At 54.3% G+C, this 14301-nt stretch carries 15 protein-coding genes and 2 tRNA genes; 4 read left to right on the top strand and 13 right to left on the bottom strand.

What is annotated here, in order from left to right:
• Nucleotides 1-13: 13 nt before the first annotated feature.
• The 6 genes from ACZ46D_RS03660 to ACZ46D_RS03635 all read right to left on the bottom strand — a co-directional run bounded on the left by ACZ46D_RS03660 (nt 14) and on the right by ACZ46D_RS03635 (nt 4738).
• Nucleotides 14-952 carry a ribose-phosphate pyrophosphokinase gene (locus ACZ46D_RS03660; protein ID WP_464928676.1) on the bottom strand — a complete coding sequence of 313 codons (939 nt, stop codon included), beginning with the start codon at nt 950-952 and terminating at the stop codon, nt 14-16.
• An 82-nt stretch (nt 953-1034) separates the two neighbouring features.
• A tRNA-Gln gene (locus tag ACZ46D_RS03655) sits at nt 1035-1109 on the bottom strand.
• A gap of 17 nt (nt 1110-1126) precedes the next feature.
• A complete protein-coding gene (ispE, locus tag ACZ46D_RS03650; protein WP_464928675.1) occupies nt 1127-2014 on the bottom strand; it encodes a 4-(cytidine 5'-diphospho)-2-C-methyl-D-erythritol kinase in 888 nt (295 codons plus the stop codon).
• Nucleotides 2015-2113: 99 nt separating this feature from the next.
• Entirely contained in the window at nt 2114-2431 is a 318-nt protein-coding gene (locus tag ACZ46D_RS03645; RefSeq protein ID WP_464928674.1) for a DUF1844 domain-containing protein, read from the bottom strand.
• Nucleotides 2432-2468: 37 nt separating this feature from the next.
• Nucleotides 2469-4073 (bottom strand): phosphoglycerate dehydrogenase, encoded by a 1605-nt coding sequence (gene serA, locus ACZ46D_RS03640; RefSeq protein WP_464928673.1) that lies wholly within the window; start codon nt 4071-4073, stop codon nt 2469-2471.
• Nucleotides 4074-4267: 194 nt separating this feature from the next.
• A complete protein-coding gene (locus tag ACZ46D_RS03635; protein ID WP_464928672.1) occupies nt 4268-4738 on the bottom strand; it encodes a hypothetical protein in 471 nt (156 codons plus the stop codon).
• Nucleotides 4739-5001: 263 nt separating this feature from the next.
• Between ACZ46D_RS03635 and cysS the strand changes: the two genes are divergently transcribed.
• The 3 genes from cysS (at nt 5002) to ACZ46D_RS03620 (ending at nt 7825) form a co-directional block, all read left to right on the top strand.
• Entirely contained in the window at nt 5002-6471 is a 1470-nt protein-coding gene (gene cysS / locus ACZ46D_RS03630) for a cysteine--tRNA ligase (protein ID WP_464928671.1), read from the top strand.
• Nucleotides 6472-6862: 391 nt separating this feature from the next.
• Nucleotides 6863-7666: an AmmeMemoRadiSam system protein B gene (gene amrB / locus ACZ46D_RS03625; RefSeq protein ID WP_464928670.1), complete on the top strand. Its 804-nt coding sequence runs from the start codon at nt 6863-6865 to the stop codon at nt 7664-7666.
• 85 nt (nt 7667-7751) lie between these two features.
• Nucleotides 7752-7825, top strand: a tRNA-Gln gene (locus ACZ46D_RS03620).
• A 139-nt stretch (nt 7826-7964) separates the two neighbouring features.
• Here the strand turns inward: ACZ46D_RS03620 and ACZ46D_RS03615 are convergent.
• The 7 genes from ACZ46D_RS03615 to ACZ46D_RS03585 form a co-directional block, all read right to left on the bottom strand.
• The gene (locus tag ACZ46D_RS03615; protein WP_464928669.1) at nt 7965-9209 is read right to left on the bottom strand and encodes a type II toxin-antitoxin system HipA family toxin; all 1245 of its coding nucleotides are present in this window, start codon (nt 9207-9209) and stop codon (nt 7965-7967) included.
• On the bottom strand, nt 9206-9502 hold the full coding sequence (locus tag ACZ46D_RS03610; protein ID WP_464928668.1) for a hypothetical protein: 297 nt from the start codon (nt 9500-9502) through the stop codon (nt 9206-9208). Before ACZ46D_RS03610 ends, ACZ46D_RS03615 begins: the two co-directional genes overlap by 4 nt.
• A 264-nt stretch (nt 9503-9766) precedes the next feature.
• A complete protein-coding gene (locus ACZ46D_RS03605) occupies nt 9767-10264 on the bottom strand; it encodes a hypothetical protein (RefSeq protein WP_464928667.1) in 498 nt (165 codons plus the stop codon).
• Between the two features lie 62 nt (nt 10265-10326).
• Nucleotides 10327-10599 carry a hypothetical protein gene (locus tag ACZ46D_RS03600; protein WP_464929293.1) on the bottom strand — a complete coding sequence of 91 codons (273 nt, stop codon included), beginning with the start codon at nt 10597-10599 and terminating at the stop codon, nt 10327-10329.
• A gap of 946 nt (nt 10600-11545) precedes the next feature.
• Nucleotides 11546-12139: a hypothetical protein gene (locus tag ACZ46D_RS03595; protein ID WP_464928666.1), complete on the bottom strand. Its 594-nt coding sequence runs from the start codon at nt 12137-12139 to the stop codon at nt 11546-11548.
• An 89-nt stretch (nt 12140-12228) separates the two neighbouring features.
• Nucleotides 12229-13086, bottom strand: a complete 858-nt coding sequence (locus ACZ46D_RS03590) for an SPFH domain-containing protein (protein ID WP_464928665.1) — start codon at nt 13084-13086, stop codon at nt 12229-12231.
• A gap of 37 nt (nt 13087-13123) precedes the next feature.
• Entirely contained in the window at nt 13124-13561 is a 438-nt protein-coding gene (locus tag ACZ46D_RS03585) for an NfeD family protein (protein WP_464928664.1), read from the bottom strand.
• A 488-nt stretch (nt 13562-14049) separates the two neighbouring features.
• Between ACZ46D_RS03585 and ACZ46D_RS03580 the strand changes: the two genes are divergently transcribed.
• The gene (locus ACZ46D_RS03580) at nt 14050-14283 is read left to right on the top strand and encodes a VF530 family protein (RefSeq protein WP_464928663.1); all 234 of its coding nucleotides are present in this window, start codon (nt 14050-14052) and stop codon (nt 14281-14283) included.
• The last annotated feature ends 18 nt before the right edge of the window (nt 14284-14301 follow it).

The raw sequence follows: 14301 nt of genomic DNA, 5'->3' as shown, positions 1-14301 counted from the left end.
TCTGTCTTACTCACTAGACAAATAATGAACTGACAGAATCCTCACTATGAATCCGCTTTACCGCCTCACCCAAAAGCTTACAGACGGAAAGCACCTTGATTTTCTTGCAATTTTTGGCCGCCTCGCTCAGGGGAACACTGTCGGTAATGACCAAGGTTGTAATCTTGGATTTTTCCAGCCGCTCAATGGCCGGTCCGGAAAGCACCCCATGGGAACAACAGGCATATACTTCCTTGGCCCCTGCTTCCATGAGGGCATCAGCCCCCGCACACAGGGTGCCGGCGGTATCAACCATATCGTCCAACAGAATCGCGGTCTTCCCGGCAACATCGCCGATAACATTCATCGCCTTGCATTCGTTGGCCCGGTCCCGACGCTTGTCGACAATGGCCAGGCTGGCATTCAACCGCTTGGCAAAGGCCCGGGTCCGCTCCACGCCGCCGGCATCCGGGGAAACCATCACCACGTCATTACTCAGTTTCTGCGAGATGTAATCAAGCAAGACCGGGGCAGCAAACAGGTTGTCCACCGGGATGTTAAAAAAGCCCTGAATCTGTCCGGCATGGAGGTCCATGGTCAGCACCCGCCGCACGCCGACCACCATCATCATCTCGGCCACAACCTTGGCGGTGATGGGCACCCTGGGCGCCACCTTACGATCCTGTCTGGCATAGCCATAATAGGGAAGAACCGCGGTGATCCGCCGGGCAGAGGCGCGGCGCAAAGCGTCAACCATGATCACCAACTCCATAAGATGATCATTCACCGGCGGGCAGGTCGGCTGGATGATAAACACATCACGGCCGCGAACGTTTTCGCCGATCTCGACAAAGATTTCCCCATCGCTGAAGCGACGAACTTCCGCCTTGGACAGGGGCACCCCGATATAGTTGCAAATATCCCCAGCCAGAGCCAGGTTCGCGTTACCGGCAAAGATCTTAATATCTTTCATTCTGCTGCCTGAAGTTCGGGTTATCTTAATTTTTGCCGCTTCAAATTGCCGCCGCAAGCCTTGCGCGCCAATGGATATGAAATGGCTGGGGCGGCAGGATTCGAACCTGCGAATGTCAGCGTCAAAGGCTGATGTCTTACCGCTTGACGACGCCCCAATGCCTTAAAGCTTTGCCTATGTGCTCAGTGGTCGGGCAAGAAAGACATTCCGGGGGAACCGCTGGGCGAATCGAGCAACACTCTTTTGCGCCTGCGCCTCGTCCTCAAAAAGACCAAACACTGTGGGGCCGCTGCCGGACATCAATGCCCCGTGGGCACCATCAGCCAGAAGCTCGTCTTTGATGCGGCCGAGCTCCGGATATTTTCGGATGGTCACGGCCTCTAACTCGTTATATAAAGGAAGATTCCCCGGCCCGGCACATGCATCTTTACCATGCACGAATTCGCGGCCTAAGATATATGGATTGACACCCGTTGTCAACGTAAAATTCTCATACACCCACTTGGTGGACACGGGAAATCCAGGGTTTACCAAAACGATCCAGCCGGAAGGAGAAATATCCTCGGCCTGAATCTCGTCGCCAATCCCGGTGGCCCAGGCGGCAGTGCAGTCATCAACAAAAAAAGGCACGTCGGCTCCCAAGGGCCGGGCCAAATCGACAAGCTGCCCAACGGAGAACGGGAGGCCATAGAGCGTGTTCAGCCCCCGCAGTACGGCAGCGGCATCACTGCTCCCCCCGCCCAAGCCTGCGGCAATCGGCACTTTTTTCTCAAGGACAATATCAACGCCTCCGCCAGTGCCCAAGGCGGTAAAAAAACTTTTCGCGGCCCGGTGGACCAGATTGCCTTCCCCGGTGGGCAGGTCGCTTTCCGGACAAAGCACCGTGATGCCGGAATCCCGCCTTACCAAATGCAGACGGTCGGCCAGGGTGATCTTGACCATCCTGGTTTCAAGGTCGTGGTAACCATCCGGTCGTTTGCCCTTGATGGCAAGATAGAGATTTATTTTTGCCGGCGCCTCGCAGATAAGTTCCCTTGGGCTACCAATATCTTTGTTCAGCAAAGGCTATTACCCCTGGGTCCGAAGGCTCAAAAAAAAGATCGCCTGATTTCAGCACATTGAAAACCAGGCGATCATAATGGTTCGAGTACGCGGAAAAAATCAGCCGCTGGCCTTCACATAGCGCAGCTTCAAATCGGCAAGCACATGACCAAGAAGCGCCTCCTCCTTGTCGGACAAGTTCCCCTTGGTTTTGTCCTTCAACAACTGCAAGGTGCTGATGGTATGCTTGGCCAAGGCAAGATCGTTGCCGGCCTGACCGGTTTCCGGATCCTGCATTTCCCCCAAATGAAAGAGCGCCGATGAATTCAACGACATGATCAGGGTGGTAAAGGTTACCTCCGGCAACAGGCAGTTGCCGCCTTTGCGGATATATTCTTCCGGGCAACACCCTTTTTCGTTTTTCTCGTTTTCAGTCATGGACTATTCCCAATGGGCAAGAGAAAAAACAAAGCCGTTAGGCCACCAACTCCGGCAACTCAAGAACCATGGCGGCATGGATGTTCGGCAGGGAACGAACCTTGTCCAGCACGGTCTTGGGCAGCAAGACATCGGTGTTGAGCAGGATCACATTGAGATTGAGATCCCCTTCCCGCTGCTTGCCCACGGTCATCCTGGCGATGTTCACCCCTTCGCTGCCAAGGGTGGTGCCGAGCAAGCCGATCACCCCGGGGACATCGTTGTTCTGGACAAAAAGCATGGGCCCGGCAGGCAGGGCTTCCATGCGGAAGCCGTTGAAACGAACCAGACGCGGCTCGTTCTTGCCGAACACCGTTCCGGCCAGGACATTTTCGCCCTCGGTGGTTTTGACCCGGATGGTGACCAGATTGAGAAAATCGTCGCTCTTGCTGGTTTTGGCCTCAACCACCCGAATGCCGCGCTCCTGGGCGATGATCGGCGCATTGACGTAATTGACCGCGTCTTTCAAAATCGGGGTAAACAGTCCTTTCAGGAAGGCAACGGTGATGGGGCTGGTGATCATCTCGGAGAGATCTCCGCAGTACTCGATATTGACCTCCTCCACCCCGCCCTTGGCAATCTGCATGTGAAAAGAACCAAGCATCTCGGCCAGGGTGATGTACGGGCCGACCTGGGAGAGAACATCCGCACTCACGGAGGGCACGTTGACCGCATTGGTGATGGTGCCGCGGAGCAGATAATCCGCCATCTGTTCGGCAATGGCCACAGCGACGTTTTCCTGGGCCTCTGCCGTGGAAGCGCCCAGATGCGGGGTGCAAACGAAATTATCCAGGCTCAGCAATTTGCAATTTTCCTTGGTGGTTGGCTCCACTTCGAAAACATCCAGCCCGGCGCCGCGAATCTCCCCATCCTTCAGGGCATTGTACAGCGCCTCTTCATCAACCACCCCACCCCGAGCACAATCGAGGAAGACACACTCTTTCTTCATCATCTTGAATTGTTCGGTGGAGAGCAGATGCTTGGTCTCCTTGGTGAGCGGCACATGCACGGAGATGAAATCGGCCCGCTTGCACAGCTCATCGAGGCTCACCAGCTCCACGCCGATTTTCTCCACCAGCTCTTTGGGCATGTGGGGATCAAAGGCGATAACCTTCATCTTCAGCCCCTGGGCTCGATCGGCAAAGATGCTGCCGATCCGGCCGATCCCGACAATACCCACGGTTTTGCCGGTTACTTCCCGGCCACCGAATTTCTTCTTCTCCCACTTGCCTTCCTTCATGGAGGCGGTGGCCTGGGGGATGTTTCTGGTCAGCGACATCATCATGGCAATGGCGTGTTCCGCCGCCGTAGTGGCGTTGCCGTCCGGGGCGTTCATGACGATGATCCCCTTCTTGCTCGCCGCGGGGATATTAACATTATCGAGGCCGATACCGGCCCGCCCGACGACCTTCAGCTTCTCGGCCGCTTCGATGATCTCCTCGGTAACCTTGGAGGCGCTGCGGATTACCAGGCCGTCGTATTCAGGAATTATGGCTTTAAGCTCATCCGGAGAAAGGCCAGTTTTCACATCAACCTCAAGCCCGGCCTCCTCGAGAATCTGAACACCAATGGGCGACAGGTTGTCACTGATCAGAACTTTCATCGTTTCTCCTTTGTTTATGAAAAGCGGCCAAAGTCGTTTGCAGACCTTGGCAAATGGATAGAGCGCGGATTATGCAGACCAAAAAAACTGAAATACCCCGGATTCCTGGTAAGCTAAAGTCCCGAATATTATGTGATCAGGGGAGTTTGTCAAGAATAAAACATGGACGACAGCCCTGTCTTGACGCCCTGTTCCTACTCTTTAAAGCAGGCGGAAAAATCAGCCGGCCCCTCATCGGCATCGTGCCCATCACGGTCTTCCTCCTGCAACCGCCGGTAATGCCGGGCCGTGTCGCAGGCCTTCCTCATCTCTTCATATTTGCGGGCAAAGAGCTTTTCCGGAAATCCCGGCTTGTTCAGGTAGGTCACCATGTTGGTCAAAATATCAGCCACCATGAGTTCCACCAGCGCAGCCCGTTCGGTCTCGGCAATAAAAGTCCTCTCCTTGACGGCCGAAAACTTTACCGATCCGGCCATCTTCTCCCGGATCTCTGCCTGCAAGGCAAGATCCGCCTCGACCACACGGGAGAAAAACCCGTCATCAACCGGAAGCTCCGCCTCGCAGATAATCTTGATCAGCCACCGGTCTCCGGCCATTTTTTTTGACTGGTCATAGACGGTTAACCTCATATTATTTTCAAGGCTGCGTTGCTCGATTATATCCATGGCCAAAACTCCTCGATAGCTGTACCGCTTGGGGCAAAAGCCCTGTCTTGATATTTGCATATGCACACAACAAGGCTTGCTCTCTTTCCTGGAAACGGGTATATAACATTTTTTTCATAAAGGGGATAACTCCTTTATTATAATGCAGGCTCAGCATCGGCAAACACCCGGAATACGGCAGAGGCAAGCGAAGACCAGAGAGATAATTGCCTCCACCCTGCCCCGGCTTTCCCTGTCGCCATATCAACTCGATGGAACAGACCATGAGTATCGAGATCTACAATACCAAAACCGGCCAAAAATCACCCCTTGTCACCCTGGAAGAGGGGAAGGTCAAACTCTACGTCTGCGGCATCACCGCCTATGATTACTGCCATATAGGCCACGCCAGATCAGCCCTGGTTTTCGATATGATCGTCCGCTATCTCCGCTATCGGGGCTACGATGTCACCTTTGTCCGCAATTTCACCGACATCGACGACAAGATCATCAAGCGAGCCCAGGAACAAAACACCACCTGCGAAGAACTTTCCAGCCGCTTCATCGCCATGTTTCACGAAGACATGGCCAGCCTTAACGTTCTCCCCCCCACCATCGAACCCAAGGCCACCGAACATCTGCCGGAAATAATCGAGCTGGTCGAAGATCTCATCCGCAAGGGACTCGCCTACCAGGTTGACACCGATGTCTACTTCAGAGTTACCGGCTTTGGCGGCTACGGCTCCCTTTCCGGTCGCAACCTGGAGGATATGCAGGCAGGCGCCCGCATCTCGGTAAACGAGAAAAAAGAACACCCCATGGATTTCGCCCTCTGGAAAGGGAGCAAGCCGGGGGAGCCCACCTGGGAAAGCCCCTGGGGGCCAGGACGACCCGGCTGGCACATCGAATGCTCGGCCATGAGCCGCAAATACCTGGGCAACTCCTTTGATATCCACGGCGGCGGCAAAGACTTGGTCTTCCCCCACCATGAAAACGAAATGGCCCAAAGCGAAGGCGCCACTGGAGAAGATTTCGTCAAGTATTGGGTGCATCACGGCTTTGTGACGATCAAAGACGAAAAGATGTCAAAATCCCTGGGCAACTTCCTCACCATCCGGGAGGTTCTCGCCAAATTTGCCCCGGAGGCCTTGCGGCTCTTCATCTTTTCCACCCATTACCGCAACCCGCTCGACTACTCGGAAGTGGCCCTGCTCGATGCGGTGGCCGGGCTCAACCGGTTGTACACCTGCCTGGCGGAGATCGAGCAACTGCCCGCCACCGGCAATGACCAGGCAGCCAGCGCCATCTCCAAACCGGACAGGGAGAAGATCGAAACCCTGGCCGAGCGTTTCCTCAAGGCCATGGACAATGATTTTAATTCGGCCCAGGCCCTGGGACATCTTTTCGAAGGGGTGAAAATCCTCAACAAGATCCGCCAGCATCTGCCGGGAAAACCGGCCAGCCTCGATCTGCAACTGCTCAAAGACGGCGCGAAAACCACCAGGGAAATGGCCAACACCCTGGGATTGCTCAGCGAAGAGCCGGTGCTGTACATGCACAAAGAGCAGGAAAAAATTCTCAAGACCCTCTCCGTAACCCCGGAAGAGATTGAAAAGGGTATCACGGAGCGAACCGCAGCCAGGGAAGCAAAGAACTGGGCCCGGGCCGACGAGATCCGCGACCAGCTTCTGGCCCAGGGCATCGAGCTGAAGGATGGCCCCACCGGCACTTCCTGGCAGGTCAGGCTTCCGTAATTTATCTCCGCATCGCTTTCTGATTACCAAGCAATCCCAGTAACCAAAAGAATACGCTTCGTCCTTCTGTTCGTTTCTTTGCTTGCCCAAAGAAACGAACCAAAGAAAGGGCCCCTGTGTCTCTTGTCCCGCCGTGGGCGGGATACCCTGCGCTCCTCGATGCTGCCGGGAGTTTGCAAACTCGGCTTCGCCTCAAACAGTGCAAACTCCTTTTTCGGCAGCCTCTCCGGTGCTCGGCTGCGCGCCAATGGGATTTAAACTGCATGAGAACAAAAGATCTGCCTGAGATTACTCAGGGAATCAGATATCTCTTTGCTTCGCTCCCATGTTTTGAGCTATAATTTAGAAAAGCGTCCCTCCTGTTCCCCTCAATTGCGCCTGGAGGTCTGCCATGAAGCGAGAGCCTGCGGTTGCCCATCAGTTTTACCCCGGAGACCCCACCACCCTCAAGCACACCCTCGATAGCCTGATCCCTGCCACCACCGCCAAACAGAAAGCCCTGGCTGTGGTCTCGCCCCATGCCGGGTACATCTACTCCGGGGGCGTGGCCGGGGAAACCTTCGCCGCAGTGGAGATCCCCCAGGACATCGTGGTCATGGGCCCCAATCATCACGGTTACGGTGCGCCGGTGGCCCTGATGGAGAAAGGGGCCTGGAGAATGCCCCTGGGTGAGGTGCCGATCAACACCGTCCTTGCCCACAGCCTCCTTGCCCAGACAGAGCTGATCGAGGCAGACACCCTGGCCCACCGGTTCGAGCATTCCCTGGAGGTGCAGGTGCCTTTTTTGCAGTATTTCCGCCCGGACATGACCCTGACCCCCATGGTGATCTCCCATCTTTCCTTCAAGACCTGCCAGATTGTCGGGGAAGCCCTCGCCGCCGCCATCGAGCAATACGGTAAGCCCGTCCTCATCGTGGCCAGCTCGGATATGACCCATTATGAATCCCGAGAGTCGGCCACGGCAAAGGATTCCCTGGCCATGCAGCAGATCAAAGCCCTGGACCCCGAGGGGTTGTACAACACGGTGCTGGGCAACCGGATCACCATGTGCGGCATCATGCCGGCCACCATCGCCCTCATCGCCGCCCTCCGCCTGGGGGCAACCCAGGCCCGGCTCGTCCGCTATACCGACTCTGGCGAGGCCAGCGGCGACACCAATCAGGTGGTCGGGTACGCCGGCTTTGTGATTTCCTGAACAAACCAAGGGCCAGACCACAATTCTGCTTGACATAATCGGCCTGTTCCTCTATTTTTCGACGGTTCTTTGCCCGGCACCAAAATGGGGGATCGTCTAACGGTAGGACTGCAGACTCTGACTCTGCCTATCGGGGTTCGAATCCCTGTCCCCCAGCCAAGCAAATCTTCTTCAGCTCCGGAACACCCCTGACCGCAGGATCGCCCAACCGGCGATTCATCCTGATCGAGACCCCACCGCATAACGCCATAATCTGCTTACCGGCCCCAGTGCCAGGGTGACGACCTTTTTGCGAAGGTTAACTCACCCCGCCTACCAATTTCCTTTTTTGCTTCAGGCTTTCCCGCAATCTCTGGGTATGCCCCCAGAGGACTCCGCATTCTTCAAAGATATCCTCCCACCCAGAAAGGCTGGCGTAGATTTCCTCAAGCAAGCGGCGACACTTTTGAGTCGACAAGCCAAATCGCCGCCCCTCGTTCAGTATATCCTCGCGGGAGAAGGGGCCATCCGTCCCGTTGATTTGCAGGATATGGCGCTCCTGATAAATATTGGGGGTGATATCGTATCCCGGCGACAGTTCCCAGCCTTTGTTCGTGTGGAGCATTGAAAAATTTTGCAGATGATCGTCCGTGTTTTGGAGAAAAACATTGATTACCATCCACCGGAAGAGGCTGCCCAGATCCACCTCCGGCCGGCAGGAAATGCGCCGGACAACATCCGCCATGGCCGAATACGACGAGAGGTACGGATTTTCCTCGCCGGTCATGGTGCGCATGCTCACAATCGCATTCCGCCCACCTGCCGCTGTAACATCAAACCGTTTCACGAGCAGAATTTCCCTATCCCCTACAGCAAGACGCTTCAACTCAGGGATGTTGAGCCCGGCATTCCGCGCCAAAAGCATGCCCGCGTGCTCAAGGGAAACCCAAAGAGAGGGGGAGAGATCCCGGATGCTGGAGAATTTAGCGAGCCAGAGGTGATTGTCCATGCGCACCAGCACCTTGGGCCGTGCTCCCCCCGCGGAACTCCCGCAGGCGAGCAGATGTTTTAACGCCTTGTTCTCCGTATCGATGTTCCCTTCAAAAACCGCAGCCTCTTGAATCGCCTTACTGATCCGGTTGAAGTCGATACTATGATCTTCACCCCGGACCTTTGAGGGGTGCTTTTCCGCATAGAGCAAGCGGCCTAAGCCGGATCCCTTCATGGCGGCCAGCAGATGCGCCGCGGTGAATCGTGATTTATCAAGACCGGCTCGTTTTGCGAGGATAGTCCGGCCCCAGGCATCGGGCAGGGAGTCTTCAAAAACAGCATGAACCCCGGTTTCCCCTCGGTGGGCATCAAAAGTTTCAGGAAGAAGCGGGAGATGAATCGGGTCGAGCGGATAGGCGTTGGGTCGCAAGAGGTAGGCGTCGTCGTACTTGAAAAACCCTTCTTTCTTGTCAGGAGAGGAGAGGTTGCGCGACAAAAGCCGCCCCACATAAACGACATCTCCGTCAGGCATGATAGCGGAAACGTGCAGGGATATTGCGTCAGTGCTTTTCATGACCGAACCCGCTTTTTCAGGATTCTTTCTTCAAAATCTTGTTTGCGGTCGTATTCAGCAAACGGGTCAACCGGTTCGGCAAGCAGGTTTTTCCATGCTTCCCCAAGGCCAAGGGCCTCAGCCACCGCGAGCCAGGAACCGATTTTCACCTTCTCGCTCCCGCGCTCTATTGCCCGCATGGTGTCAACGGAAATGGCGCATCGGGTCGCCAAAGTCAGCAGCTTGATTTTCAGCTCAATTCGCCGCTTGCGATACAGCAGCCCGAGTTGATGGAAAAACTCTTCGTTTGTCATGTCGCCACCTTTTTTTATTTAAGGTAGCATATTTCCAATATTAAGCCAAATATTTTCATATACAGTCTGTTAAAACCAACCATACAGCATAAAAAATATAGTCCTCCGTCCCCGTTGCCATTCTCAGACAAGACGCTGCCCCCCTTCGCTTGCAATGCATTGCGGAAAGACCCAGCGCTGCCGGGAGTCCAGCAACCGCTGTGTCTGTGTATCGGGTGGGGAGAATGGAAAAACGGTCAAGATCCCGCTGCGACGGACAGGCTGTTATCTGCGCACCAGGGCATCGGGCAGGGTGGCCTTGTGGACAAGCCAGTTCTTTTCCTGCTTTTGCAGGGAAAACGTCACCCGGTGGGTTTCATCAAAGAAGTCCGGCTGGTTGTAGTTCGCGGTCACATGGACCAGGGCACTGACCTCCCCCCTCCCCTTACTCGGGATCTCGACCAGGACTTCCTCCAGAGCCACATGCAGGTTGGCCTGCCGGGAGCGGTAGAGGATGAGATAGTGAGTGACCAGCCCTGGCTCTAGAATCTCATGGTAGTTGCGTTCCGGCACCGCAACCTCGCAGACCGGGGCAATGAAATCCTTCACCGGCCTCATCTTGAGGGCGATCATCACCGGGGTCTCCTCCCCATCCTTGGAAAGCGAGACTGCAATGGCGGTAAACCTACGCTTGATCACCTGTTGGTCGCTGAAATAGTACCGCAGCCAGCCACCAACTCCAAGTAGCAGCAGGATAACGGCGATGAGGCATTTTCTTTTCATGTTTCAGCCCCCCATACCTGGCTCCTCCTTAAAAAGGCAAAACCCCGCCTCCCCCTTACAACCTAGAGCTGTGGATCAATATTGCCCGGCCCGCCGCATTGGGGTGCGTAACAGGTAACATTTTTAAAATCACACACCTCGCCACAGCCCGGACATTTTTCCGGCGGCCTTGCAGCCTGGACCATTCTCCCACAACCGCCGCATTTCCAAAAGGGATCGGCAGCTTCCATTACATAGGCGCCATGGGGCGAATAGCCGCAATGGGCACAGGTTGTCAGAATATCCTCATAATTCTTACCGCAGTCCTCGCACTTGCCCTGCTTCAGTTGGGTCATGACTCTGCTCCTTGTGGTTTGGATTCAAACGCAACCTTACCAGCCAACCGTGTGCCTAGATTCAGTATGCATAGCGCACCAGGCAACTGCCAAACATTTTTTCTGGATTTCGACGAAAATCAGGACTACAGAATTTGATTCTGCTGGGCTTATAGAGCGGTGCAGCGGAAGGAAGCGATGAGCCAGTTTGTCCTCAACAGGAAGCTACAGTGATTTCAAATACTGTTTTTCCAGATCGGGATGGCATTTCAGAAATTGCAGGGCACGTTTTTCATACTGCTCGGTAAAAACCAACGACCAACTCACCCTTGATCTGCCTTCAAACGGGCCAGATGGTCTTCGGCGCTTTCCTTGACAAAACGCCCTTCGGCGATGTCTGCACGGGTCTGCGCAAGGGCGGCTTACAACTCGCACTCCCTCAGGTAATGGTAATGCTCCATATCCATCACCACGAATCGCTCCTTGCCCCGAACAGAAAAACTGCTTCCTGACGATGGGCAAGCACGGCCTCAATGGCGGAAACGCCTTTTATTTTCAGATCATTGGCAGATAGATTTGACATGCCTTGCCTCCTTGGCATTCTCCACAACACTTTCAATCACACTATTAATAGCAATACAGGTAATATTGTTTCTGCTGTAAAGCCCAATTCCTTTGAGGGCTCTGGCAAAACTCACTTTTCAAGACCTGACCCCGACAATGCTCAAGACCTGACTCCTAGTTGCTCGTAAAGTTAATAAACTGACTCCGTCCCCTTGTCCCGCTTGTTATGCTCCTGCACTTAAAGCAAGGTGATTCGTGGCGGGGGCGATTAAACAAACACTTTCACAACTTCTGCGGAAGAGCCCTTTTATGCTTAATATTGACAACTTGGAAGCCTGACCCTGTTTTTTTCTTCAACCCCGTTGAACCCTGCCAAAATAGTGCCGCAGTTATCGCTCATTGGTTACCCCTCTTTCAAAAAAGATTTTAGTGAAACAGTTTTGGTGTTAAACATGCCACCGAATTCAAACAAGCTGATATTTCTGCGGGAAATTTCAGCCAAAAATTGATTCATTCTTCGAATATCTTTATTGGAAGCAAGAGTTTCGTCATAGAAAACCCCGAGGAATGGCGTAAAAATGCTGATAGTCCAATAGGGGCAAAATCTTTTTATTCTGGAAAACGGTGTGTTACCCATACCGAATCTTGCGCATGAAAATTCGACCTCCCGCCGCAGACCAAAATGCCAAGTTTTTATGATTTTTGTTCGATACAGAATGATCTCGCACGCAAATATTGTGTCCCATAGTATCAATATCGCCGCGATCAAAAGCATACCCATTACAATTTCAGTGGTGAAAAACATGAAAATATTCTTCTCGTTTAGTGCCCAATCGAACACTATTTTATAAGCAATGAGTATCGCCAAGCTGAGATGGCCAAGCCGCCAGAGAACTTTCCATTTATTGAATTTGAATGAAAAAATTGGTTGATCCTGATCTGGTGAAGGAGAATCACCTGAAGTCAAACTTGCCTTGCTGCCATTCTCATCACTCATGCCGCTCTCCTCCATTGATCATCAGCCGTGAACATGTACGGGGGCAGGTCTTGAAATATAAGTTTTCCGCGACCCACCGGACCTTCGCCCTACCCCTGTTTCCGATTGATAAGCCCACCCACCGCCGCCATGATATCGGCAGGCAGCACCATCATCTTGGCATTGGAGGATTCGGCCAGTTTGCGCATCCCTTCGATGTAGCGGTTGCCCAGAAGGAACATGGCCGGCAGGTCGTTGTCTCCCACCGCGTCAGCAATATCCTTGATAGCCTTGGCCGAGGCGTCGGCCAGGATGATCTGGGCCTCGGCCTCCATGCGGGCCGCCTCCAGGGTGCCTTCCGCCCGCTGGATCATTGCCTGCTTTTCCCCTTCCGCCGCCAGAATCGCCGCAGCCTTCAGCCGGGCTGCGCCCGCCTGCTTTTCCATCGCTTCCTGCATGGTGTCGGAGGGGCGGATATCCTGGATCTCCACGGACTTGACCACCAGCCCCCAATCCACCACATCGTCGCTGATTTGGCTCTTGAGCAGCGCTTTGATTTTATCCCGGGAAGAGAGGGCGTCGTTCAGGGTCATGTTGCCGATGATGGCGCGCAGGTTGGTCATGACCAGATTGCGGATGGCGTACTTGTAATCGGAGATGCCGTACATGGCCTTTTCCGGGGACAGCACCTTGATGAAGGCAATGGCATTGCACCAGATCACCGCATTGTCGGCGGTGATCGCCTCCTGGCGCTCGATGTCCAGGGGTTCGTCCATGGTCATCACCCGGTAGGCAACCTGATCGATGTAGGGAAGGATGATGTTGAGCCCCGGCTTGAGGGTCTGGTGGTATTTCCCTAACCGCTGCACCACATATTCATGGCCCTGGGGAACCATCTTGACCCCGGCCACGATGGTGATGACGACCAGTGCCAACAGAACAAAAACAAAGACGGTGAATACTGGCATGATTTCTCCTTTTTCTGTTCAAGAAACGGTGAATACACTACGCCTTGCGGACCTTCAGTTTCGAACCCAACACATCCACGATCACACAACGGTCGCCCACGGCCAGGATTTCATCGGCGGTGAACTCCCACTCGTCGGAGCCCAGCACCGCCACGGAGAAGCGGACCGTGCCCGCGGGAAAATCTCCCGGTTTGACCACAGAGACGATGCCGGTCTCGCCAAGCACCGACTCCTTGCCCTGCCCCGCCTGGGACCGAGCTTTCGCGTTTTTCAAAAAACCAAACCAGCCGATGGCAAAGGAGAGCGCGGAGAGGACAACGAAGATCGCTGCCTGCGCGGTGAGGTCGGTTACCCAGAAGGCGGCAATGCCGGTGAGCAGGGCGGCAATGCCGAACCAGATCACGACAAAGGAGGGGATCACTATTTCCAAAACAATCAAGACAACGCCGAGAATCAGCCAGTAGCCAAAATACATCGCATCACTCCTTACTTAATTCTGCAACAAAAAGGTGATATCCCCTGATCTGGAAGCTGCTCCGCAGGCATCTTCTCTGTGGCGCCCCGATTCCTGACCACCTTATCACGTTTCAGCCGTTGCCTTCCATGGGAAAATCATTGCCGGGGGTTCCCGGAGGCTTTCGCCACAATGCCACTATCTACATGCGCGGTGCAGGGAAGGGACGGATCTTGAAAAATAACTTTTTGTATGCCACAGGCCGATCTCAAGTCTGCCTCAAATTAATCTTCTGCAAGAAAGCCGAATCGATCATTGCATCCACGGAGCAGTTTCTCCGTCTCCACTGTGGCAAAAAGAAGCAAACTGACGTATTATAAACAGGAATTCCTTGGGTCGTTGCAGAAGGAAATCATGGAAGGTTTCGGCAAGAAAAAAGAAAGGCTACACGACAAAAAAACCCTTGCACTCCTGGCTCGGACGGACGGCAAACAAGCAAAGGACACACCATGAGCACAACCCAAGGAAGCAACCCGCTGCACGGCATCACCCTGGAGATGATCCTCACCCGACTGGTGGAACACTACGGCTGGGAGAAGCTGGGGGAGAAGATCGCGATCAACTGCTTCACCAAAGATCCCAGCATCAAATCGAGCCTCAAATTCCTGCGCAAGACCAGGTGGGCCAGGGAAAAGTTGGAGGGCCTCTATCTGCACACCAGGCTCCGCAAAGAGATTCTCTAACAGCCCGGTTCTCTCCCC

This window comes from Thiovibrio sp. Mzg5, assembly GCF_055379285.1.
This window is presented reverse-complemented; position numbering and strand designations above follow the sequence as displayed.